We start from the raw sequence: 25,485 nt of genomic DNA on the forward strand, positions 1-25,485 counted from the left end.
GAACCTGAAACCGCGCACAACGTTATTATTGCTGCTTTGCGTTACTGCAATTTCACCTAGCGAGAGAGGAGATCCTGTATTAAACCGTTCCTTTTATGGAAGAGCGGTATTGTTTAATTGTTTAAGTATGTAGTGAGGTTGGATTTATGAAGTTTTGTTGGAATGCGATTTTTCTTTTACATTTAGTCGACTGTCGACAAAAATTATATATTGATATTTTATTTTGTCAATAAAACCAAGTTGTGTTTTTTCGATTATTAGACAAGTTGCAAATATTTTATCAATGCTGTATAGTAATAAACCATAAGTCGACTGTCGACTATTTAGAATCTTATCAACATCTTCCCAGTATAAAAAACAAGAGGGGTAGAAAAATATGGTTTCGACAAAACCTTATTTTAATGAAACTGTTACATCCAAAGTAATGGACTACCTTAAAAAACAAATTCTTGTCTCCAAAAAGTATAAAAAGGGAGACAAAATTATCGAATCCCAAATAGCAGAAGAACTTAATATTAGCCGCTCTCCTGTGAGAGAGGCCATTCAACGTCTCGAAAGCCAGGGATTGGTGACAACCATTCCTCGAAAAGGGGCCTTTGTTACTCAATTTTCGATAAAAGAGATGGAGGAGATATATGCACTTCGTTATCTTTTAGAGGGAAGCATTTACGAGGTTCTCATCAATGAAAATCTTTTAAAAGAAGAGGATTACGAGCATCTTTCCGGCCTTATTGACCAGATGGTAGAAGTCGCAAGATCTGATATGTCTACAGGCGAAAAGGTTCTGGCCTTCTTGAAAAAAGACATTGAATTTCACCGCTATACCTGGTTGAAGGCAAATCGTCCCCGAACGTTAAGTATCCTTTCTGACTTGTATCATCAGTTGGAATTGGGGATGCTCGATGATTTAATCCATGCGAAAAGTTTGGAAGTTACAGCTCTCAGTCACTATAGAATCGTAGAATTCTTGAAAAGCGGAGAGCTTGAAAAACTTAAAGAGAGTAGATCTTGGAGCCTTTTCGCAAGAAGGCTCGAAAATGTTAAAGAAGGGAGTTAAATTTTTTTAGTGTAAGGTAGTGTCGACTGTCGACTCTTCGCACATGACATGATGCCCACGAATCAAAAATATTGGAGGTGCAAGATAATGAAACTCGGTAGATCCTTTTTGCTAGCAACTTTGGCTGCATTTATCATAACCCTCTACGCTTTCCCTGCAATGGCGGCATCGTCATGGAGGCTTTCCAATCAGCTTCCTCCTTCTCATTTTATTTCTAAAGGCATGGATTTTTTTGCTGAAAAGGTGTCAGAATATTCAAACGGAGAAATGAAAGTTGAAGTTTTCCATTCGGCACAGCTTTTTAAAGACACTGAAATAGTTGAAGCCATTCAAGAAGGTCTTGTTGAGCTTGCCCTCGTTCCTGTTAATAAATGGTCTGGAATGGTTCCAGCAGCCGATATTTTTGAAATGCCCTTCGTCTTTAAAGACCTCAGTTCCCCAAAGAAATTTATAGAAGCCGGCGCAGGCGAAATTCTTGATAATGAATTCCAGGCAAAAGGCGCCAAAGTTGTATTTTGGGTCGATTACGGCCTCGTCCAGTTTTACAACAACAAACGTCCCCTTGCAAAGCCAGCCGATTTTGACGGCCTTAAAATACGAACCTTCAGTAAGGGAACAGCTGATACGGTAAAGGCTCTTGGCGGTATTCCCGCAGTCATGAGTTCTTCTGAAATGTACATGGCCCTTCAGAGAGGAACCGTTGATGGCGCTACCACAGGTATGCCCGCGGCCGTTTCGAGAAAGATATATGAAGTGCAGAAATATATGACTCTCGCCAACTACACCACAGCTCAGTTCTTTGTACAGGGAAACTTTGAATGGTGGGATTCCCTCAGCGATAAAGAGAAAGAAGTTCTTCTCAAAGCCGGCGCTGATGCTGCAGAATCAATTCGTGGCTCAATAGCCGATTCTGAAGATAAGGCCTATAACGTTATTAAAGAGGGCGGAGTAGAGATTTATGCGCTTAACGACGAGGAAAGAGCTGCTTTTGTAAAGGCTACAGAGTCGGTTAGATCTGAATTCATGCAGCAGACTGGCGAAATCAGCCATAAGCTTATGGAAATCTTAGAATCCATTGACTAATTGTAAAGGCAATTTAGCCTTGAACCTCTCTTTCATATAACACCCTTAGTTACCATCACTCACCAACGGAGGAGGCCGGGAATGCAAATTCCTTCCTCCTCCAAATAATAAGAAAAGCGTGCGAGTATTACAAGATTGGGGGAATTGGCGTGTTCTCTTCTCTAAACAAAACTATAGCAAAGGTGAATCTTCTAATCGGATATTGCAGTGGCCTTGGCATTTTGGCCATGGGAATTATCCTTTTTTATGAAGTTATAGCAAGATACGTTTTCAACTCGCCGACAATTTGGGCTCAGGAAGTATCGATCATCCTTTTCATCTGGACCATGTTGGCAGGAGCCGCCTATACGTTGCAGGTAGGTAAGCATGTTCAGATAGATCTTCTGACCATTCGGCTTTCAAAAAAGACACAGAGCTTTCTCGAACTGATTACAAGCATCATAGGAATGTTTTTCTCTGCGTATGTTACGCTTCAGGGCGTGAAAATGCTGGAGGCTACGCTGAAATATCACAAGTTATCGGCAACTCCATTGCGCGTTCCACTCTGGATTCCACAACTTGCACTTCCTGTCGGTTTTGGTCTTCTTACTCTTCAGTTCATTATTATCATAGCCATGAGATCGGCAGCACTCAAAGATCACAATAAAGAAGGTGAACAACCATGCTAAGCTTCCTTCTGGTTATTGCGCTTCTTATCGTCGTCCTTTTTACAGGACTCCCCGTAGCCTTCTCACTGGGCTCAACATCCGTCTTGCTCATACTTCTCAACGGACTTCCTGCGAAGATAGTCGGTTCCACCATGTTCTCTGGCCTTGAAAGCTTCACCCTTCTTTCCATACCGCTATTCATTCTCATGAGCCAGATACTTTTAGATGGCCGTGTCGGTGACGACCTTTTTGACGTTATGAACGCCTGGGTGCGACATCTTCCCGGAGGCCTTGCCATTGCTACCGTTCTTGCATGCGCCTTCTTCTCGGCAATAACTGGGTCTGGAGCTGCGACAGCTGCTACTATCGGCATGGTTGCCTATCCCGCAATGATTGAAAGAGGGTACGACAAAAAATTTACCTTGGGACTTCTGGCGGCTGGCGGAACGTTGGGCATTTTGATTCCGCCGAGTATTCCCATGATTCTCTACGGTGCCATTACAGAGGAATCCGTCGGAAAACTCTTCATCGCAGGCGTCGTTCCCGGACTCATCCTGACAGCCATCTTCATCATTTATGCGGTTTTCAAAAGTAAACGGGGCGGCTTTACTCCCATGGAGAGAACCAGCTGGTCTGAGCGAATGAGCGTCACAAAAAAGAATGTTTGGGGAATTCTTCTGCCCTTATTAATCATAGGCGGTATCTATAGCGGAGTCTTTACTCCCACAGAAGCAGCTGCTGTAGGCTTGATATACAGCCTCTTCATAACCATCGTCATTTACAAAACGATAAAGCTCAGTGAATTACCGAAAATTTGTCTGAAATCTGTAGGAACATCCTGCATGATCGCCATCATCATCGCTGCGGCAATCCTCTTCGGCAAGGTTATGACCATGCTCATGATTCCTCAGAAACTCACTCAATTGATTATTCAAATCAACCTCTCGCCGCTCATGTTCATAATTGCGATGAACCTGCTCATGCTCATACTTGGCATGATGCTCGAAACCGTATCTATCATACTTCTGACCATGCCTTTGGTTACCCCCATCCTCGTCGCTTTAAATATCGATCCTATCTGGTATGCCATTATTCTTACAGTCAACATGACCATGGCTCTCATCACGCCGCCAGTTGGAATGAACCTTTACGTTATTAACGGCCTTCGCGAAGACATAAGCATGTCGGATATTATTCAGGGAGTATGGCCCTTTATCATCTTAATGACCTTCATGCTGATATTGGCCATGGCTTTTCCCCAGATGAGTCTCTGGCTGCCATCCATAATGCACTAAACCTGCAATAGACAGGAGTTGCTCACGTTGAAAAAAGAAAATACCAGAACGAGATTACGAACACTTCTTTATCAAGATCAGATAGTTGTGGCACCAGGCACCCATGATTGCCTTACCGCCCGAATCATTGAAAAAGAGGGCTTCAATGCGCTCTATATGACTGGCTATGGAACCTCGGCAAGCATGCTGGGGAAACCAGATGTGGGACTCTTGACGCTGACTGAAATGGTGGCGAGGGCTTCCAGACTTGTAGAAGCTGTCAATATTCCTGTCATCGCCGATGCTGATACAGGCTATGGAAACGCTGTAAATGTAGCTCGTACCGTGCGGGAATATGAAAAAGCGGGAGTTGCGTGCCTCCAGCTGGAAGATCAGGTTGCTCCCAAAAAATGCGGCCACATGCTGGGGCGAGAAATAATACCGAAAGACGAAATGGTGGGGAAAATTAAGGCTGCTTGTGACGCCAGGCAGGACGATAACCTCATGATCATAGCGAGAACTGACGCCAGAACCACATGTGGAATCGATGAAGCCATAGAGAGAGGACTGGCCTATGAAGAGGCCGGGGCCGATATTATCTTCGTGGAATCTCCAGAAACAGAAGAAGAGATGAAAAAAATTACATCTATCTTCGTTGTTCCCGTACTGGCAAATATGGTTGAGCATGGCCGAACTCCCTTTCTTCCAGTCTCAAAACTAGAAGAGATCGGTTACAACCTCGCCATTTTTCCTGTGACGTCGACCTATGTTATCGCCAAGGCCGTTCAAGATGTTATGGCGACTCTCAAAAAAACAGGGTCTACGGAAAGCATGATGGATAAAATGGTTCTCTTTGAGGAATTCAACAACCTCATCGGATTGCCTGACATATTAGAAGTGGAGAAGCTCTATTCCACACGTAAATAACGCTGCAAAGAGTTGACCTAGCGGGGTTTTTCATACCTATAGAGATGTATCTGTGATAAATCAACCATTTGGAGGAAAAATCATGAGAAAATCTACTCTGTTAAGAAATAGATTACAAGAGCCCCGAGCCGTTGTTGCTCCAGGCGTTTACGATTCTCTAAGCGCCAGAATATGCGAAATGGCAGGATTCGAAGCTCTTCAACATTCTGGATATGGAACAGCTGCTGCGGTTTTGGGACAACCCGATGTCGGCCTTCTTACACTTTCTGAAATGGTCAGCCAGGTCAGAGCTACGGCAAGAGCGGTAAATATCCCCGTAGTTGGGGATTCCGACAACGGTTTTGGCAATGCTATCAATGTGTATCGCACCGTACAGGAATATATAAATGCAGGAGCAGCCGGACTCTTTTTGGAAGATCAGGTAGCCCCGAAAAGATGCGGACACATGGAAGGCAAGCAGGTTATTCCCTATGAAGAGATGGAAGGCAAACTTCGAGCTGCCATGGACGCAAGAAAAGATATTGACCCAGATTTCATAATTATTTACAGAACTGACGCCATTGCCGTCAACGGATACAGCGATGCCCTTGACCGTGCCAGAAAAGCGGCAGAGCTTGGAGTTGATATGATATTCATAGAAGCTATGGAAACACGGGAACAAATTAAAAAGACTGCCTCTGAATTGAAAGACATTCCGCTCATGCTCAACCTGATAGAGGGAGGAAAAACGCCACTCGTTCCAGTAAATGAAGCGGAAGAGATGGGGTATAAGTGGATCGTTCCAGCCCTTTCTTCTCTCTATGCCGCCGCAAGGGGAATGCTTGATGTTATGAGAGAGATCAAGGAAAATGGCGTCTCTGATAAATATCTCGATAAACTATTTACATTTAAGGAATTTACGGAAGTTGTTCACCTTGAAAACATCAAAAAGCTGGAAGAAAAGTATCTTCCCACAAGCGTTATTGAGGAAAAATACCACGGTAAAGAAAAGATCGTGGGGTAGCGAGTAGCGAATCTAAAAACAAAACGTTGCCAATAGCGAGTTAGCTAAAACGAAAGCGGAGCCTGGCTGAGACTTTATGCCACCTCCGCTTTTTTTGTACAAGTAGTGTCGAATGTTTTATGATTTTAATGTTCTTGTTAACATTTCAGATTCAGGAGCGATATTGAAGCGGAGCGGAGTAACTTAATTCCTCCTGAAAAATTACCAAAATCACAAATATTTCCTTCATTTGCTTTGGGTGGACGAAAAGTATAAGTGGGAGGCTGTTAAGCATTTTCAAGACAATTGGGATATTAACGCTACTGATTTTGTCTCTATGCTTGAGGCGTCAACGGCAAAAACCGAGGAAAAACTTCAATCGGCGATTATAAACTAGTCTTTACAGCACTTTATAACATGAAGTATTTTATCGAAACATTGATTGCAAAGATCAAAAGACAGGCGGCAGGTTACAAATGACGGTCGTTTTAATAATGCTGTTAGACTGTCATCTTTTCGTACTCAGATGCTTTGACAGGAAAAAGCGTTTTGGTGCATGTACATATACTCATACACAGCACACTACATCTGCTGCTCATTGTCTAATATTCATCCGTCATAAAATATTCTATAAGATTAATTTTTTAGTTTCGATAGTTATATACTAAGTTCAAATATTATGTTAGGCTATGTGCGAAGGGCTTAATGGTTCTTTATATTAAAAATAAGTTTGCACAGAGTTTAGTAAATAATTATTTGAATTTTAAATGATTATTGTAATAAATGTAATTTAAATTATAGTTTTTATAGCCCTTCATCTGGGGGGCTTGTCGAAAAAATGGGCTATTCTTCACAAACTGCGAATCATAGAATGAAACAGCTTTTCAAATATCTAGAAGCACTTAACCAACACAGAAATCCTGCGATTAAGAATGTTGAGGATTATTCGTGGAAATTGTGGATTCAATCTCTTCCCAAACATCCGAATTTAAAACTTTTAGGAAAATCCACAGATCAATTAGATATGTTCGATTTATATGAGGATGGTAATGATATTGACCTTGAAAATATCCTCGTAGTAAAGCGTCCTGAACTGAAATATTGTCCGGCTCCTTCTCAAAGTTTTGAGAGCTGGCTTTATGGGGGATGGGAAAATCCTTTTAAAGAAGTCCAGATTATAGAAAGTAGACCTAACGAAAAGAATGGGTTTCCTCTCATGTCTAGAGATAGTACAGAAAAAAATGATACGGAATTGGAGTACTTTAATGATAATGAAAAAAGGGTTACTGATTATTTAAGCTGGTTGGAAAAAAGAAAAGTCTGGGCAGAAAAAGAAAAGCAAAATCGAAGGACTATGAAGATCTACGAGGATCTTTACGATTTATACAGGCTCTTTAAAAGGGAACCTGATCGCTTTGAAATAATTTTAGGTGATGGAGTTATAATTTGGAGTATAGAAGAAGGTCGTTTATATCATCCTCTATTGTTACAGCAGGTACAATTACAATTTGATCCTGAAAAAGTAGAGTTTTCCATTTTGCCTTCGGATAAGCCCTCTGAGTTTTATTCCCAGATTTTTCATTCTAATACTGATGTAGATGCTTTTTCCATAGCGGATGCTATTAAATCAGTGAATGAAGAGCATTTTCATCCTCTTGGAAGAACGGGAGTAGAAATTTTCCTCAAAAGGTTTATTTCCTCTGTAGTCTCCAATGGTGAATTTATTGAGAATAACGAGTCTTTTCAGTTCAAAGAATATCCACAGATAGTTAGAAAACCTGTTTTATTCCTTCGTAATAAAGACTTAGGGTTCGCTTCCTGTATTGAGAAGATTCTTGAAAATATTGAGAGAGGAGAAGAACCTTCGAGTTTTTTCAAAAATATAGTTGGTGTAGATCAAGATGATTGTGTAAACCACTACAATGAAGACTTTTCAAGGAAAGCTATAAAAACTAGTGAAATTCTTTTGGGCAAAGAAAGTAATGAAGAACAGATGAAAATTGCAGAATCACTAGAGGTCTATGACTCAGTTCTTGTGCAGGGACCTCCGGGTACTGGAAAAAGCCATACTATTGCTAATCTTATAGGGCATCTTCTTGCTCAAGGTAAGAGAGTCTTAGTGACAAGTAAAACCTCAAAACCTCTCCGGGTACTTAAAAGACATATAGTTAAAGAATTACGTTCTTTGGCAGTGAGTGTTTTGCAGGATGATCTTGAAGCTAAGAAGGATCTTGAGTCTTCTGTAAACGAAATTGTTAAAAATCTAACATCAAAGGATCCTCGAAAATTAATTCAACAAGAAAAAAGACTTATAGAAAATCGAGATAATGTACTATCTGAGTTAAACCGATTCAAAGCACAGTTGATTGAGGTTCTCCGATCTGAATACACAGAAATTATAATAGATGGTCAGACCTTAAGCCCTTCTGAAGCTGGGAAAAAGATTGCTCAAGGGGTAGATGTACATTCATGGCTTCCTGATCCTGATGTATCTGAAAAGACTCTTCCTATTACACAGGAGGAATTTGATTACCTCTTTGAGTTTAATGACAAGATTTCAAAAGAAGAAGAAACCTTGCTTATGGATCCCTTGCTAGATTTTTCCAAATTGCCTACCCCAGAAGAACTTTTTAAAATGAAAGAAGTTTATGAAAGTTCAAAGCAATTTGTTCAAGATCCCTTTGATCCTTTATGGGATTCTGAAAGATGTGTTTCTGCCAGAGATATAGAATTGGTGTGGAATTTTGCCCAACAATGTTTAAAAACATTGACATTCGGGGATAATTGGCAAAAGGAAGTTCTTTATGACGGCTATCTTGGAGGTAACAGATTACAACCTTGGGAGGATATGATGGAAAAGATAGAATATCTTTTCCAAAGTCTTAACGAATTGAAGTCTCAGCGGATTCGCCTGAAACCTGAAATAGATTACAAAAAATTAGATTTGCCCAAGGATGAGATAATAAAGGAATTAAAAGAAATAGTTGATTATCTTAGTGACAATAGTGGATTATCTTTTTTAAAATTATTTCTTAAGCCAAAATGGAAAAAAATTACAGAAGTTTCAAAGATATCTCTAGGGAAACCCCAAAGCAGAGATCATTACATAGCTTTGCTTGCTGAAGTTGAATATGCAATACAAAAAGAGCTACTCATAGATTCTATCGTTGCCCTTTGTCCAACATTGGTGTTTAGTAGTGAGAAAACGCCAGACGAAGACCTTGCTCACAAACTATATTTCCAAGTCAAGCCAATGATATCAAAATATTTATATTGGTATTCTAATGAATTTTCGTCTCTTATTGTTTCCTTGAGAAATTTGGGGTTCAACTGGGAAAGTTTTTGCGATCCTATCCTAGGCTCGGAATCAAGAGAGGCAGCGATCGACAACCTGAAAGAAAGTCTTGAGAGACTATGTCATCATGTCTTACCTATTAGAATGAAAAAAATTGATAATATTGAAATTTGTCAAAAATTGGAAAAAATTATCATTTATCTTGAAGAAATGGAATCAGAAAATAACCATTCCTTTATTTGTAATATAAAATCATATCTTAAACATTTTGATGTCCAAGCTTATGAAGAGTCCATTAATTTACTACAAGAACTTTATCGGATGAAGCCCCTTTATCAAAAGAAGCAGAATATAACAGGAAAAATCACAGGTTATTCTAAAGAATGGGCAAATCTTGTAAAAAGTCGGAATGGTATATGGGGTAAGAGTCAGCCTCCTGGTGACCTTTTAGAAGCTTGGAAATGGAAAAGAATCTTACTAGAAGTTAAAAGAATAAATAAGACCTCTATTGAAGATATTCAGGATGAAATCGCGTACAGACAAGATGTGTTGAAAGATCTTACCAATAATCTTATTTCTGTAAAAGCTTGGAGAAGACAGATCGAAAGAACAACCCAAAAAGAAAGAAGCGCCTTAGTTGCATACACTCAGATTATAAAAAAACTGGGCAAAACAGGAAAAGTTAAAAATGCTGCTGCTTTACTTAGAGATGCTAAAGAGGCTATGAATCAATGTATAAGTGCTGTCCCGGTTTGGATTATGCCTCTTATTAAGGTAGCTGAATCTTTCGAACCTGGGAGTACTTCTTTTGATGTCGTGATAATAGATGAAGCTAGTCAATGCGATGTAATGGCCTTTATTGCTATATATCTGGGGAAGAAGTTAGTTATTGTGGGTGATGATCAGCAGGTTAGTCCACTTGCTATTGGGCAGAAGCTAGATATTGTTCGTAAGCTTATGGATCAATACCTTCTGGATATTCCTGTTAAATCTCTTTATGATGGCACTGCTAGTATTTACGATATAGCAAAAAGAAATTCTGGGAAAGTTATAGCTTTACGGGAGCATTTTAGAAGCGTGCCTGAAATCATACAATTTAGCAATAGACTTTCTTACAATGGGAATATCCTTCCTTTGAGGGAATCAAGTAGCACTGATTTAAAACCCCCAGTTATTCCCTTCAGAGTCAATAACGGATATTGTGATGATAACAAGGTTAATTCAGTAGAGGCTAAGCAAATTGCATCTATCATGGCGGTATGTACAAAACTTCCCGAATATGAAGAGAAAACGATGGGTGTTATTTCTCTTTATGGAGATGCACAGACTTTGGAAATTGAAAAATACTTGAAAGAGTACATTCCTGAAGATGTTTATGAAAAACATGAAATCTTGTGCGGTTCTCCGTACCATTTCCAGGGTGATGAAAGAGATGTTATTTTCTTATCACTCGTTTACAGTTCATTAGAAAATCCTCCACATAAAATGCTTAGCGGAGGACAACAGAATATGCATAAGAAAAGGTTCAATGTCGCGGCAAGTAGAGCCAAGGACCAGATGTGGGTAGTGTATTCTTTAGATCCTTATACGGATCTAAAACCTGGTGATTTAAGGAGACAACTTATTGAATATTCCTTGGATCCTAGTGCATGGGAAATAACGTTTGAAGATCTTGAAAAACGAACAGAATCGCCCTTCGAAAGAGAAGTTTTGCAGGACCTTGTCATTAGCGGTTACGACATAATACCTCAATGGAAAGTAGGTGCCTATCGAATAGATATGGTGGTACAGAGCAACGGGAAAAAAGTAGCTATAGAGTGTGATGGAGAAAAATTCCATACGCCTGAAACTTTACATGAAGATCTTGCAAGACAGTCTATATTAGAAAGGCTTGGTTGGACTTTTATCAGGATAAGAGGTAGTGCTTTTTATAGTGATAAGGTTAAAGCTATGAAAAAAGTGAAGGATAAATTGGCAAGTTTAGGTATCGAAAGAACTATGTCTTTCCAAAATTCAAAGTCTAGTAACGATCCTTTAGCATATAAACGAGAAGTTAGTGAAATAGCTAGATTAGCATCTATGATCCAAAGTGGAGAAAAAAATATAGCGATACCTGAAAGTTTGCTCGAAACACCTGTAGCTTTTCAGAAGAAAGAAAGTTTTATTCTTGAAGTAAGCCCTGCTGTATCAACAGATACTGTTGATACAGCAGGTATTGTTTTAGATAAGCAAAAGATAAAAGATAATGATCTATTATTTTATCCTGAGCATCAAGAAGAAAATCAAAGTTATGAGAAAGAGTTTGTTACTAGTAAAAAATCTTATTCAGCTAATTCTAAGAACAATGTAGAAGAGTCATCTCAACGAGAGTATGAAGGCGAATTTCTGAATTTTGAAAATGTGAAAAAGACTTTGGATCAGGACGATGAAAAAACTACGAAAATATTAAATGAAATTGATCAAATTCCAAGAGTTAGTCAAGAAGCGTTTGAAAAAGGCTTTCAGGATAATCAAGAGGTATCTGAGGGTACTTTTGAATATGAGACCTCTGATTTATCTGAAAAAGATACTAATAATGCGTTACAAGTGAGTGAAGAGAAGTCAAAAATAAATAATAAGATTAGTGTAGAAAATAAAAATGATCCAATAAAAGACGAGGGATTGAATTTCTTTTCTGAAGAAACGGAAAAACATCTAGCTAAGAAAAATAACGAAAAAACGGAGGATGCATCTGTAGAAGAGTTAAAAAAACAGAAATTGAAATCTTCCAATTCGAAAAATGCCAGAATTAAAAAGGAAAAAGCGAGCAACCCTAAGGTTGATTCTTTTGAATCTCAGCTCAAAAATGAGAATCCTGATTTCTGGTTTGCGTTAGCACATTGGGCTAAAGAAAATAATAAGTTGAATAATAAAGAAAGGCATTTTGTTTTTCAAGTCGGTAGGTTGATATCCAATAAGTGGCTTCTTTCTGAAAAACAGGAAAAATGGGCTAATAGTATTTATGAAAAATGTTTAGACGACGGTTTTATTTTTGAAGATATCCAAAAGAAGAATTAGAAAGGATTCTCTCTAGAATAGGCGAAACAGATAATTGTAATTAAGTTTCATTAAAAAATTACGTTATTTTGTTTATTGCTGGTGTAGTTACATAACTTAACAAAGAGTCAGGATAAACATCATAATACGCTAGACTATAAGTCTTTAATAACTTATAGCATGATACGAGTATCATACTATAAGCAAAGAAGAGATATCAGCACAAGTTTAGCGCAAAGTTGTGACTAAACTTGGAAAGTATTGGAATTACTGGATGGAATTGATGGTTTTTCTGACTGAAAAGTTCCCAACTGCTCGTGTCTTTCTCTGAATTTTGCGGTTGATGAACCTAGAGAGGTGTGGGCTCTTACACTTCTTCAGTTCTGATAGAAATATATGAAAGATATTGTACGTTATCATATATATACATAAGCATTAGAAAAAAGGTGATCCCTCACTATGAGTAATAGAAAAGAAAAAAATATGTGCAAAATAGAATACGACAATATATTGGCTTTCCACCCAGGTTTTTATCTCAAAGAACTCATTGAAGATATGGAAATTACACAGGATGAATTTGCGAAACGTCTGGACATCTCTTCAAAACATTTAAGTGAGATTTTGTCGGGTAAAGCGTCTGTGCATGAAGATGTAGCAATGAAACTAGCAACTGTGTTGGGGACTAGTGCCGGTTTATGGCTCAATTTGCAAGCAAAATACAATGAGAAATGTGAAGTTATACGATCTGATCGAGCAGAATTGACGTCGCCCCAAATATAAGCTTTATTCTCCGTTCATGCTTTCCAAATACTCTTTCAGTACCGTTGCGTTGTTCTGCTCACTATTCTTAGAACTGTAAAGTAGCGTCACTTTGAGAGTTTTTGCCCTCTCTGCAAGGGTTCGAAGCTCCCCAAGGTGTGTTTCCAACTCTTCCCGGTACTGCTTTTCAAACTCAGCCCAAGCGAGTTCCCCGCCATGAAAGAGCTTTCGAAGCTCGTTTGATGGAGCAACTTCCTTCATCCATTCATCTACTTTTGCCTTCTCTTTTGATAATCCTCTAGGCCATAGGCGATCGACTAAAATGCGATATCCATCGCTTGAATCCGCTTCTTCGTAAATTCGTTTCAGCGTTATAGGCATCTTTTCCCTCCTCGTTGGCAAGAACTCTAAGCCGCCGGCAGTAATGGCAGGTGGGCGAACCCGATTGCCTTGATACTAACGGCGTTAAATCTTGCTGCCTGCACAGCCTCTATACGTTTCGTTTTTCGTCACTCTCCAATTCTCACCGGAATCCACGCAAGGCCAAAGGCTTTGATGTTAATGTCCGTATTCTTAGGGCGCACCAGAGATTCCCGCGTCGCCTCTTTATATTTCTCGATACCTCTCGTGAGAATATCCATCTCTTCGTTCAGTTGTGCTTCAAGGTCTGTCATTTGATTTTGTAAAAAGTAGAACCTCTCTTCAGCCCTTGCTACATCCATCTTTTCTTTTTTGAGTCGTCCCGCTTTGGAAAGGGCAGATCCCATTCGATAGGTGGATGTCGCCGTGAGGCTTTTTCTGCCGAACAATGCGCTTGCTATAGCCGATCCGAAAGATATGACTGTCTCCATATTTCGGTGTTTTGCCTGTTCGCTTTCTCGATCGATGGCCTGTTCCGCCGCGATGAGTTGCTTTTGTAGAGTTGCCATTTTGCTGTCGTATTTTTTCCGTAGTTTTTCGATTTCAATATCCCTTTTTTCTCGCAATGCTTCGTTAATTCGTATGGCAAAGTCGGCTTCACTTTCTTCAGGCAGGCTGACTATTTTCAAAGGTTGATTCTTATAGATGACGAGAGGTTTGTTCTGCCTGATCCATCGTTGAAAGGCTTTTCCCCATGTAGTGTAATTGCGTGGCTCAGCCAGAGCTTTGGGGAGTTCGAAAAAAGGTATGCCATCAGCGGCCGTTGTCCGTAGCTCTTCTGGAGCGATGTCGAGGTCGAAACCCCTTTCCCAATCAGGGTCGAAGGTGCCAGGTGCTTCCGCCCCCAGTGTGTAAGTTATGTGAGTGTCGATTTCGAGGCTGGTGCTGGAGTAGTAGATGTCGCCGATTCCTAGAATAAAGGGTTTATATGCCCAGGAACCGCGCCCCGTCGCAGTATCGACGAAGAATTCTGGAATATCGGGCGATATGGCTGGTTTGACTGACGCTAGTGATATTGCCGGCGCTGCTGGCTCTGTCGGTGTCGCGGCAGGTCTCACCAGCGCTTCTTCAGCCGCCGTTAACGTTTCCAGCCCTGGCTCTGTCAGTGCCGCCGGCCTCGGTACCCATTCTCCCATCAGTGTTTTAATCTGCTCCCGTGACAGGGGCCCTCGCAGATACGACATGGCCCAGCGGCTCGTAAAGATCGACGGGCTGTTTTCATGAATGTTATTGAGAAGAAACTCTCTTTTTTTCAGCCCTGTTATGGCCTTGTCGAGGAATTCCCGATCGAACCCCGATATACTTTCGAGTCGTTCCATTCCTTCGAGAACGCGGTCTTTGTCCCGTTGTGTTTGAAGTCGGCCGATAAACCACGTTCCAATATTTGAAAGTCCCTTGTAGTCCAGATCCACGGGGTTTTGTGTAGCTAAAACGACTCCAATTCCGAAGGCTCTCGCCTGTTTCAACAACGTCAAAAGTGGTTTCTTCGAAGCGGGTTCTTTCACTGGAGGCATATAGCCGAACACCTCATCTATATAGAGGATGGCCCGAAGGCTGGGCGTTCCCGTCTGACTCCTCATCCAGCCTACGATTTCGTTGAGCAGCATAGAGACAAAAAACATCCTTTCGTTCTCTGAAAGGTGTGAGATCGTGAAAATAGATGCTCGCGGTTTTCCTGTCGCAGTATGAAGAAAGCGACCTATGTCTAGGGGGTCTCCTGTCATCCACTGATTGAAAGCGGGAGACGCAAGAATCTGGTTGAGGGCCAGGGCGAGCTTGAAACGTTCGTTTGGCGGGTAAAAGGTGTCTGTAGGCATAATGCCAATATGGTCGAAAGGAGGAGTCTGTACGCCGTTTATAATGGATGGAAGGTCGATATCATGCCCTTTTTGCCAACTTTCTTCGAATATCTTCGAAATCAGCAGGTGTTCCCTTCCGGAAATGGGGTCAGATTCAATGTTCAGAAGAGAGAGGAGCGTTGTTGTGGTGCTTTGAACCTTCTCCAGAAAGAGGTCGCGGTCGTTTCTCACTTTTTCAGAAGGGCATCTGAAGGAACCGAGCACGTTCACTTTCACTCCTGCATTGCTTCCTGGAGTGTAGATGGTGAAATCGATGGATTCACGCATCTTTCTGATTCTTGCTCCGTTAATTCCCCAGCTTGCGAGTCCCTTCGTCCATTTTTCAGCCTCTTTTAACGCATAGTCCGAGACAGAAAGTCCCTCGGCTGTGGCGTCTTCTCTGTTGATCCATGGAAGAAAATCTTCGCCCTTTTGCTCTGGGAAAGAGAGAAGGAGGTTGGTGATGTCTCCTTTGGGGTCGATGGCGAGAATTGGAATGTTATCCATGAGGGCTTCTTCAAGAAGAGCCATGCCCAGCCCCGTTTTGCCGCTTCCCGTCATACCGATGATCATTCCGTGGGTTGTGAGGTCTTTGGAATCGTAGAGTACAAGCGTGTCACTCTTTTTCCCTGTCGCGGGATCTATCTCTTTACCCAGGTAAAACTTCCCCATGAGTTCGAAGTTTTCCATCATCATTCCTCCTTGCTGCTAGCATTCTCGACTGTACTGTTAAAATAAAACGTGCCGCGTGGCGTCGCTGATTTACTTCGCTACCATGCCGCTATGCTGCTTTCCAGCCTCACAGCACGCCACCGTATTCATAGTGTCGCTATGCCGTTTATTTTTCACCGCCCGCGCTTTCCTCAGATTTCAAACTGACAAGAACACGGCAAATATCTTGCACCTCTGGCAACGTGAGATTGTCGAATTTTTCAAGCCGTGATAAGGCGAGTGTGACAAATTCCTGCTTGGAATTTCGCTCTTCTTCCTGTTTGGGTGAGATAAAGTAAGAGGCGATGGTTCCTGTAAGAATGCTGATAAAGCCTATGCCTACCAACATGAGAATCGTTGCGATAATACGTCCTCCCATTGTTGTAGGGGCGATGTCTCCATATCCGACTGTTGTTGCCGTAACGAACGACCACCAGAGAGCATCGTAAAAATCCATGTTTTCAAAGTTGCGAATAGCGACGGCTCCCAATATAACCACAGAGGCCGTAATAAAAAGAACGTACTGGAAGTGATGATATTTGAGAAAGCGGGAAAGATAGTTATGTGTTCTTCCAAAGTAGGCAATGAGCCTTACAAATCGCACCGAATGAGGCGATAAGGAAATCCGCACAAACCTGAAGAGGCGAAAGGCACGAATTCCTTTAAAGAGGGCGTTGAAGGGAAGGATCGCTACAAGCTCTATAATGTGGTTTTTGACGTAGACTTTTCTGTCGCGCGAGAAAACGAGATGATAAAAATAGTCGCTGGCAAAAATTCCCCAGATCAGAAAATCAATGCCGTCGAGCACTTGCTCTTGGTCGAGAGAAATTTCCGCACGTTCCTGAATAATAAGCAAAGCGACAGAGAGAATGGCCAGTACGCCGAGAGAAATTTCGTAAAGGGATACACCTTTCAACCTGTTGGTATTCATGATAAGCAGCCGCCTTTATACATTTCTTTGTACATCATAATTTCCAACACCTCGACTTATTTTTTGCATGTTTCCGGCATGGTAGAACCGGCCAATTACGGGCGTAGAATTTCGAAACGGTTATACCCTGATTCCTCATCTATTCCCACATAATGGAAACCGCACTTCGTCAGTACTTTGCACGATGGAAGATTGTCTGGCAAGGCGTGGGCTACCACTTTGAAAGTGCGACTATCTCTGAAGGCATTTGCAATAAGAGCCTTGGCTATCTCTGTAGCGTACCCCTTATTTTGCCATTTCCCCATGACTGAAAAGCCAATTTCGACGTCACCTTTTGGCGTCGGAGGCCCAAAATAGCCGGCTGATCCGATCAGAGTTGAGGGGCGATCTGGGGTTTTAGGAAGAAGGGCATACCAGACATACCATCCAGAGACAGGTAGTCCACCATCTTCAAGGCGAGCCTTAAAATATTCTTGTGCGTTTCGGTCATATTCGCCAGGCGGCCAGTTGCTGCTAATTTCAGCGTTTAGAAGCATGGCAAGCTTGGCATTGCTTTCAAGCTCCGCATTGATGTGGTCACACGTTGCGGCTATGAGTACCAGGCGATTGGTCTTAAGTTTATAGCGTTCGAATTTTTCGGAGCCTTGGGTTTTTTTGAAGCCGACGTAATCTTCGAAGTCTGGCATTTATTCTCGCCTCCCTTTACATTTTATATTAAAGCCTGCATAAAAAAATTACTATATGGCGATAAAATTTTTTGCACCGTACGAAGGAACCGCGAAACGAACAACCTAAAGTTGGAGCTTGGAAAACGATAAAATTTTGCTCCGTACGAAGGAACCGTTACCTCATTTAAAGCAAAGAACATTTGCCTAATAGAATTCCTAGATGGTATTCTTATATAAACAATTCGTCATTTCATCTCGTCCAAAGTTAACCTTGCAAGATGTTTTGCTTCTAAAGATGCAGGAGGTTAACCATAGGCATGAGTATAACGGTGTCTCGTCAGAAAACATGTAAGGCCGGAATGTGTGCGCCCGGATTTATGATTTTGGGAACTCTCTTTGTATTATTGGGCCTTTGCATATGGGGGCCTGCTGTAAGCCATGCCGCCACATTCACACACTCGGGGCAGGTTTCACTCTGGGGGGCATACAACGACGACGAAGACGGTTCGTTGGGAATCCGATACATTCCCGAAATAACAATAGATTTTGGCACCGAAAAAGACGCCGCCACAAGCGTTGCCACAGATGCGCAAACAGCCCTATCCCTTGACGCTCTTGTCTCTTTCAACATCCGCACCTTTACAACCTTCGATGCCTTCAAAGAGTTCGAAGACAACTTTCATACCGATTTGTATCGTTCCTGGGTGCGACTCTCCGGCGAGAGGTATGAAGTTCGTCTCGGCCTTCAACGAATCAATTTTGGACCGGCGCGGATCCTTCGTTCCTTAAAATGGTTCGACCAGATAGACCCCCGCGACCCTTTGAGCCTGACCGACGGAGTCTACGCCCTTCTCGGGCGCTATTATTTCCCCAACAATTCGAATATATGGGTGTGGGGCTTATATGGAAACGACGATCTCAAGGGAATGGAAATTTTTAAAACAGATGAAGACAGACCGGAGTTTGGCTTGCGATATCAAATCCCAGTGGCTAATGGAGAGATAGCCTTCACATATCACAACAGGCGTGTCGATCGGGAGTGGTGGAACTCTCGAAGTTCAAAGGTTCCGGCTTTTCACAACGAAGGAACCTTACTCGACGGTCTGGAACAGCGTTACGCCCTCGATGGAAGTTTCGACGTGGGAATCGGGCTCTGGTTCGAATTCGTTATGAGCCACCTTAAAAGAGACTCCAACAACTCTCTCTACACCTCATATCTCACCCTGGGAGCCGACTACACCTTCGATATTGCCTCCGGCGTCCACGTTCTGGCAGAGCATTTTATTGAAGCATCTGGCAGCGACGTATGGAGCCATGACACCGACTCTGAAATATCCGCCCTTTCCATCGACTTCAGCACCGGCATTCTCGACACTGTAACTATCCTGACCTACTACGACTGGCAAGAAAAGGATCTCTATCCCAACGTAAGCTGGCAGCGTACATACGATGATTGGCTCATTAACGTAACGGCTTTTCACAACGGTGACGATGGCCATAGCGTTTATTCCGGAACCGGGCTCGTCCTCACCCTCGTGTACAACTATTAGCGAAGGGGGCCTGTTCATGTCTATAGTAACCATAAAAAATCTGACAAAAAGATACCCCATGGGCAACCATTTCTTTACTGCCCTGAATAGCGTGACCCTTGAATTCGAAAAGGGAGAATTCTGCGGATTGATTGGTCCCAGCGGATCAGGAAAGACAACCCTCTTGAACATTATCGGAGCCCTCGACGCTCCATCTGAAGGAAGTATCGTGGTTATTGATAAAAACGTAGAGAGCCTTTCTCAGAAGGAATCCGCGGCGCTGCGCAACCACCACATTGGTTTTATTTTTCAGACGTACAACCTGTTTCCCGTCTATAGCGTCTATGAAAACATAGAGTTTCCATTGCTGCTTTTGAAGATGCCCCTTAAGGAGAGACGGCAGAAAGTTTTCGATGCTTTGGAATGGCTGGGATTAACAGACAAGGTGGATTCCAAGCCAGCTCAGCTTTCGGGAGGGGAGTGTCAAAGGGTGGCAGTGGCCAGGGCTGTAGTGAAGCGGCCTGCCTTGATTTTGGCAGACGAGCCTACGGCCAATCTTGACAGCGAGAATTCCTACAACATTTTGGAGATGATGGTGCGGCTCAATAAAGAGCTCGAAACCACCTTTATATTTGCGACCCATGACGAGAAGGTCATGAAATACCTGAGGCGTAAAATCCACCTCTTCGATGGGCACGTGGCGAAAGACGAAATTCCATCTAAAGGAGCGGATTGACATGCTCGGTGTCGCTGCCAAGTTAGCCTATCGCAATATAAAAGAAGCAGGGCTCCGCACATGGCTCAATGTTGCCGTGCTTGCGCTGACCTTCGTCGTGATCGTCGGATTCCAGGGGCTATATACGGGTGTGCTCGCCCAAACATCGAGAGCAATGATTGAAGACGAAATTGCAGGTGGCCAATATTGGCACAAAGATTACGATCCATACGATGCCCTCTCTATTGATGACGGTCATGGCGTTATTCCCTCAAGTCTCGTTTCTTTGATTGAAGAGAAAAAAGCGACCCCGATCCTCATTCGCCAGGCCACAATCTATCCTGCCGGACGAGCGCAGTCCGCTCAGCTTCGGGGAATTGATCCCGCCCAGGCCATTCTCAATATTCCTACGCGCTCTCTTCTCGTTTCAGGCGAGGTTGGTAATGCCAGTGTTTCCGACAGTTTCGGAGATACGGCAGCTGCTTTCGGCACAAACGGTGTCAAGAGTGCGACCAAGGCCGCGATCCCCAGTAGTGCCGTCGCCTCGACCAGTATCGCCGTCGCTCTTCCCTCTGGCGCCAATCGCGGTACCAGCGCCCCGGCCGGCACCAACGCCGCCGCAATTTACGAACTGCCCATACTTATCGGAAAGAGAATGGCGAAGAGCAAAAATCTCGCTATAGGTGACTATCTCACCATACGCTGGAGGGATTCCTACGGAACCTTTGACGCCACCGAAGGACGGATTGTACACATCATGGATACTCAGGTTTCGTCTATCGATAACGGAATTATCTGGGTTCCCATTGAGGCCTTGCAGCACATGACACTCTTGAAAAACGAAGCGACCCTTGTAGTCGTGAGCCCCGAGGCCAAACACTACATTACCTCTCAAGAGTGGCCTTTTAAAACTCAGGCCTTCTTGATGAGAGACCTCACGGAAATGATAAAAACAAAGAGAATTTCGAGCGTCATTATCTATTTTATTCTGCTCTTTCTGGGCATGCTCGCCATCTTCGACACACAGGTCCTCTCTCTTTTCAGACGAAGAAAGGAGATTGGCACACTAATCGCCCTCGGCATGACGAGAATGCAGGTTGTTTTTGTCTTTACGATGGAAGGCATTATTCAGGGAGCCCTCGCCATCGTTGTCGCCCTCATCTTTGGCATGCCCCTTTTGACCTATATATCAGAAAAGGGAATTGCCATTCCTCAGATGGTGGAGGGATACGGTTTCGCTCTCTCCGATAAGCTTTTTCCTGTCTACTCCGTAGAGCTTGTTCTCACGACGATGGCCTTCATTATGGTTGTTGTCACCACAATCAGCTTTCTTCCTTCGAGTAAAATAGCGAGACTCCAGCCCACAGAGGCGCTGAAAGGAAAAATATCATGATTACGTTCATTCTGAAAGGATTGATTCGAGACCGTTCACGCAGCCTCTTTCCCGTGCTCATGGTGAGTGCCGGTGTCTTCCTTACGGTTTTTCTCTACTGCTTCATGGAAGGAGCCATGGGCGACCTCATCAGTTCGACGGCAAAATTCGATACGGGCCATGTCAAAGTCATGACCCAGGCGTATAGAGAGCTTTCCGACCAGGTTCCAAACGATTTGGCGATTATGGAAGCCAACGAACTTCTTATGTGGCTCAAAGAGAATGAAAAAGAGATGATCTGGACTCAGCGGATACGTTTTGGCGGGCTCCTTGATGTTCCTGATGAAAGGGGAGAGACTCTTGTTCAGGCTCCCGTCGTGGGGCTTGGAATCGATCTCTTCAGCGAAGACACGCCAGAAAAAGACCTCTTTAACATTGAAAGAGCCATGGTACGCGGTTCCTACCCCAAACAGCCAAACGAAATATTGTTAAGCGACGAATTTGCTCAAAAAATGAATCTTCACATCGGAAGCACAGTAACGCTCATTAGTTCGACTATGTATGGCTCCATGGCGACGTACAATTTTAAGGTTGCCGGAACCGTCTATTTTGGCATGATTCCCATGGATAGGGGCACAATAATTGCAGATATCAGAGACGTGCAAAATGCCCTCGATATGGTTGACAGCGCTGGTGAAATTGTGGGGTATACGAGCGACATGCTCTATTCCGATACGCGAATGGGTAATGTCGCGCGGCGATTCAATGAAGTATTTACTAAGTCTGATGACGAATTCTCTCCTGTAATGGTGCCTCTCGGCCAGCAGAGTAATTTCGAGGAATATCTGAATTACGCCGAAGCCATGGGGGCCGTTATCGTAGGTATTTTTGTCTTGGCCATGTCGATTGTCCTCTGGAACTCGGGCTTGATGAACGGATTGCGACGGTACGGAGAGATAGGCGTTCGTCTTGCCATGGGGGAATCCAAGGGGCGACTCTATCGTTCCATGATCTTTGAATCGTGCTTTATAGGAATTGCCGGTTCCATCTTGGGAACCGCTTTAGGGCTCGCCGTTTCGTACTATATGCAATACACGGGCATAGATTTTGGGGATATGATGCCGAAATCAAGCATGCTCATATCAAACGTCATACGGGCACAGGTTACGCCGGCAAGTTATTTTATCGGCTTTTTTCCGGGAGTGTTCGCCTCAGTAACAGGAGCCATGTTTGCAGGAATAGGCATCTATAAGAGGCAGACAGCCCAACTGATTAAGGAGTTGGAAGTATGAAGAGGAGAAGGGGGCTTAAAAGAGCGCTTAAAAGGGAGACAAATGTAGTGACACCAGCTGCAGCCCTTACGTCGGTATCAACCGTGGCACTAACATCGCCACCAACCGGTGCCCTCGCGTCAACGCTCATTAGAGCTTTCATCATTGCGGCGATATTGACAGTTTCGCTACTCGGCGGCATTGTCGAGGTCGCTGAAACCGCCATCGCCAATGTTGAAACTAGCGCTGCACAGATATCTTCCTCTGATCACACACTCCTCACAGGCGAGCAGATTCTTGAAAAAGTTGACGAAAATTATGTTGCCGATAACAGAAAAGTCACGAGCACCATGATTGTGAAGGGGCGGCGCGGTTCCCGCACATTACAAGTGCTTTCATGGGTTCAGGGCGCTGAAAAGGCCTTTAGTGAATTCCTTTCGCCGCCACGGGAAAAGGGCACGAAAATGCTCAAACTTGAAAACGAACTCTGGATTTACACTCCATCAACCGACCGCACAATAAAAATAGCGGGGCACATGCTTCGGCGTTCCATGATGGGCTCAGACATCTCTTACGAAGACTACATGGAAGACCCCAAACTCAGCAATATGTACAGCGTAGAACTCGTCGGTGAAGAAAAACTCGTCGATCGAAATTGCTACCTGCTCGAACTCATCGCCAAAGAAGAAGGAGTATCCTACTATTCGCGAAAAATGTGGGTGGATAAAGAGAACTTTCTCCCCTTACGAGAAGACCGTTTCGCTAAAAGTGGCAAGCTTCTGAAAACTTTCGTCATTAACGAAATATTTCAGGTTCAAGAACGATGGTATCCCAAGAGGGTGACCGTTAAAGATGTTCTGGCCTCTGGTGAGGGAACGGAATATATTATAGATACTATCGAATTTGATGTTGAAATACCCGACTACATCTTCTCCAAGGCTTCTTTGCGCAAATAGGTTTCATCAGGTTTTTATTGAGTTGCTTTTTTGATTAAAATAACTGATAATTCCTTATACGTTACTTGCATCTCTGAAAATGTCGTATATTTCGAGCAAGAAAAATATGAAAGAGGGAATTGACTAGATGAACAACTAATCCTATTTACGAAAACCGTTGAATTGAAGGTGTTAAGGGCAGATAGGCGTGTCTGCCGCTCTTTTGATGCTTTCAGTTATGTTTTCAGAATAGGATTAGATTTCCGGCGTCTTTCTGGTTTCTTTTTTACATCCCTTCTTGCGTTCTTTCTTGCTTCCTTTCCGGCATTCTATTTCGGCATCTTTTTTATTTGTGTAAATGCATATGCCTCCTATTCTGATTGTAGATAGGGGGCATTTTTTGTCCCTGAAGGTACGAAACGGGGATGATTTCATGATTTTATTAGAAGCTCTCAATATTGAACATTACATCAAAGGAAATTTGCTCTTCCATATAAAACGATTACAGATTCATACACATGACAGAATAGGATTAGTCGGCCGTAATGGCTGCGGTAAAACAACGTTGCTGAATATATTGGCCGGTACGTTGAATCCGGAAAATGGAAGAGTTATTTGCCACGCTCAGACGATGCTTTTACCTCAGTTGAAGAGTACTGACACAACAAAAAGCGGTGGCGAAATAACACAAGGCTACATTAGAGAGGTCATTGAAAAGGCGCCCAAAATCTTATTTGCCGACGAACCGACAACGAATCTCGATACAGAACATATTGAATGGCTTGAAGATACGCTGGCCCAGTGGAAAGGGGCCTTTGTTCTCGTCTCTCATGACAGAACCTTTTTAGATACGCTTTGTACCACGATTTGGGAACTCGATAATGGGGAATTAAAAGAATATAAGGGAAATTACAGTGACTACGACCAGCAGAAAGATTTTAAATATCGCCAGCAGAAAGTGGCTTATGACAAGTATGAAACAAAGAAAAAGCAGTTGGAAAGAGCATTGAGGCAGAGAAAGGAAAAGGCGGAAAGAGCAACTAAAACTCCCCAAAAGGTGAGTAGATCAGAAGCTAAACTACCAGGTGCCAAAACATATTTTGCCAAGAAGCAGAAGAAGCTGCAAAAAACGGCGGCATCCATTGAAACAAGGTTGGAAAAGCTCGAAAAAGTTGAAAAAATACGCGACGTTCCTCCGCTTAAAATGAATTTACCGAACGCAGAGACATTTAAAGGACGGGTCATTCTTCGAATCGAGGATGTTTCGGGCGTTATCGAAGGGCGAATTCTTTGGAACAAGGCGAGTTTCCATATTTATGGCGGAGAAAAAGTGGCTATAATCGGCTCCAATGGAAGCGGAAAAACCACTTTTATAAAAAAGATTATCAATCGAGATAAAGGAATTACCGTTGCTCCTTCAGTAAAGATCGGGTACTTTAGTCAAAATCTGAGTGTAATTGACCTCAAAAAGACGATTCTTGAAAACGTACGTTCCTCTTCCAGGCAAAACGAGACAATTATCCGAACGGTGTTAGCGCGGCTGCATTTTTTCAGAGACGATGTCTATAAACAAGCTCACGTCTTAAGCGGTGGTGAACGTGTAAAAGTGGCTCTGGCTAAAGTGCTTTTGAGCGATATCAATACATTGATATTAGATGAGCCTACGAACTATCTCGATATCCATGCGACAGATGCCTTGGAATCTCTCTTGAAAGAGTATGAAGGAACCATCATTTTCGTCTCTCACGACCGTCGTTTAGTAGAAAATGTGGCTACAAAGGTCTGTGTCATTGAGAATAAAAAAATGAATATTGTTGCGTTTTTGAGTTGACAAAAAAGTACATCCCGTATAAAGTACACATCACTATTTTGAAAAATCTGAACGACTGTACGAAAGAGAGGTGGGTCTTAATGCAAAAGAATATGGTTCTTTCCAATAGCTTTTATTTCTATTTTTGGTTTACAGACGGGGACTCACCTGAGGTGGTCAGCCTCTAGTACTGTCTGACCAGAAATCTCAGGCCGGGTGCCCTTT

General features: G+C 42.8%; 17 protein-coding genes and 1 pseudogene. 14 read left to right on the top strand and 4 right to left on the bottom strand.

Going from position 1 to position 25,485, the window contains the following annotated elements:
* The first annotated feature begins 376 nt into the window (after positions 1-376).
* The 8 genes from RBH88_RS03570 (at position 377) to RBH88_RS03605 (ending at position 13,081) form a co-directional block, all read left to right on the top strand.
* Entirely contained in the window at positions 377-1,057 is a 681-nt protein-coding gene (locus RBH88_RS03570) for a GntR family transcriptional regulator (protein ID WP_213699512.1), read from the top strand.
* 87 nt (positions 1,058-1,144) lie between these two features.
* On the top strand, positions 1,145-2,140 hold the full coding sequence (locus RBH88_RS03575) for a DctP family TRAP transporter solute-binding subunit (protein WP_307879940.1): 996 nt from the start codon (positions 1,145-1,147) through the stop codon (positions 2,138-2,140).
* 149 nt (positions 2,141-2,289) lie between these two features.
* Positions 2,290-2,808, top strand: a complete 519-nt coding sequence (locus RBH88_RS03580; protein ID WP_213699510.1) for a TRAP transporter small permease subunit — start codon at positions 2,290-2,292, stop codon at positions 2,806-2,808.
* On the top strand, positions 2,802-4,082 hold the full coding sequence (locus RBH88_RS03585) for a TRAP transporter large permease (RefSeq protein WP_213699509.1): 1,281 nt from the start codon (positions 2,802-2,804) through the stop codon (positions 4,080-4,082). The genes RBH88_RS03580 and RBH88_RS03585 overlap by 7 nt, the downstream gene beginning before the upstream one ends.
* A gap of 27 nt (positions 4,083-4,109) precedes the next feature.
* Entirely contained in the window at positions 4,110-4,988 is an 879-nt protein-coding gene (locus RBH88_RS03590) for an oxaloacetate decarboxylase (protein WP_213699508.1), read from the top strand.
* A gap of 82 nt (positions 4,989-5,070) precedes the next feature.
* On the top strand, positions 5,071-5,991 hold the full coding sequence (locus RBH88_RS03595) for an oxaloacetate decarboxylase (RefSeq protein ID WP_307879941.1): 921 nt from the start codon (positions 5,071-5,073) through the stop codon (positions 5,989-5,991).
* Positions 5,992-6,808: 817 nt separating this feature from the next.
* Positions 6,809-12,322, top strand: coding sequence for an AAA domain-containing protein (locus RBH88_RS03600; protein ID WP_307879942.1), 5,514 nt, complete (start codon positions 6,809-6,811; stop codon positions 12,320-12,322).
* Between the two features lie 438 nt (positions 12,323-12,760).
* Positions 12,761-13,081 (top strand): HigA family addiction module antitoxin, encoded by a 321-nt coding sequence (locus RBH88_RS03605; RefSeq protein WP_213699505.1) that lies wholly within the window; start codon positions 12,761-12,763, stop codon positions 13,079-13,081.
* A gap of 3 nt (positions 13,082-13,084) precedes the next feature.
* Here RBH88_RS03605 and RBH88_RS03610 read toward each other — a convergent pair whose 3' ends face one another.
* The 4 genes from RBH88_RS03610 to RBH88_RS03625 form a co-directional block, all read right to left on the bottom strand.
* Positions 13,085-13,441 (bottom strand): DUF488 domain-containing protein, encoded by a 357-nt coding sequence (locus RBH88_RS03610; protein WP_213699504.1) that lies wholly within the window; start codon positions 13,439-13,441, stop codon positions 13,085-13,087.
* Between the two features lie 128 nt (positions 13,442-13,569).
* A complete protein-coding gene (locus RBH88_RS03615) occupies positions 13,570-16,008 on the bottom strand; it encodes an ATP-binding protein (protein ID WP_307879943.1) in 2,439 nt (812 codons plus the stop codon).
* A 148-nt stretch (positions 16,009-16,156) separates the two neighbouring features.
* Positions 16,157-16,960, bottom strand: a complete 804-nt coding sequence (locus RBH88_RS03620) for a potassium channel family protein (protein WP_307879944.1) — start codon at positions 16,958-16,960, stop codon at positions 16,157-16,159.
* Positions 16,961-17,055: 95 nt separating this feature from the next.
* Complete coding sequence (locus tag RBH88_RS03625; protein WP_307879945.1) at positions 17,056-17,646, bottom strand: GNAT family N-acetyltransferase; 591 nt, start codon at positions 17,644-17,646, stop codon at positions 17,056-17,058.
* A 299-nt stretch (positions 17,647-17,945) separates the two neighbouring features.
* Here RBH88_RS03625 and RBH88_RS03630 point away from each other — a divergent pair, with 299 nt between their 5' ends.
* The 6 genes and pseudogenes from RBH88_RS03630 to abc-f form a co-directional block, all read left to right on the top strand.
* Complete coding sequence (locus RBH88_RS03630) at positions 17,946-19,178, top strand: hypothetical protein (protein WP_307879946.1); 1,233 nt, start codon at positions 17,946-17,948, stop codon at positions 19,176-19,178.
* 16 nt (positions 19,179-19,194) lie between these two features.
* Positions 19,195-19,893, top strand: coding sequence for an ABC transporter ATP-binding protein (locus RBH88_RS03635; protein WP_307879947.1), 699 nt, complete (start codon positions 19,195-19,197; stop codon positions 19,891-19,893).
* A 1-nt stretch (position 19,894) separates the two neighbouring features.
* Positions 19,895-21,265 (top strand): ABC transporter permease, encoded by a 1,371-nt coding sequence (locus RBH88_RS03640; RefSeq protein WP_307879948.1) that lies wholly within the window; start codon positions 19,895-19,897, stop codon positions 21,263-21,265.
* The gene (locus RBH88_RS03645) at positions 21,262-22,536 is read left to right on the top strand and encodes an ABC transporter permease (RefSeq protein WP_307879949.1); all 1,275 of its coding nucleotides are present in this window, start codon (positions 21,262-21,264) and stop codon (positions 22,534-22,536) included. The genes RBH88_RS03640 and RBH88_RS03645 overlap by 4 nt, the downstream gene beginning before the upstream one ends.
* Positions 22,533-23,471 carry an outer membrane lipoprotein-sorting protein gene (locus tag RBH88_RS03650; RefSeq protein ID WP_307879950.1) on the top strand — a complete coding sequence of 313 codons (939 nt, stop codon included), beginning with the start codon at positions 22,533-22,535 and terminating at the stop codon, positions 23,469-23,471. Before RBH88_RS03645 ends, RBH88_RS03650 begins: the two co-directional genes overlap by 4 nt.
* Before the next feature lie 412 nt (positions 23,472-23,883).
* A pseudogene (abc-f, locus tag RBH88_RS03655) lies at positions 23,884-25,263 on the top strand (ribosomal protection-like ABC-F family protein); the annotation flags it as partial.
* Between the last annotated feature and the right edge of the window lie 222 nt (positions 25,264-25,485).

Source organism: Aminobacterium sp. MB27-C1, from assembly GCF_030908405.1.
Lineage (GTDB): Bacteria > Synergistota > Synergistia > Synergistales > Aminobacteriaceae > Aminobacterium.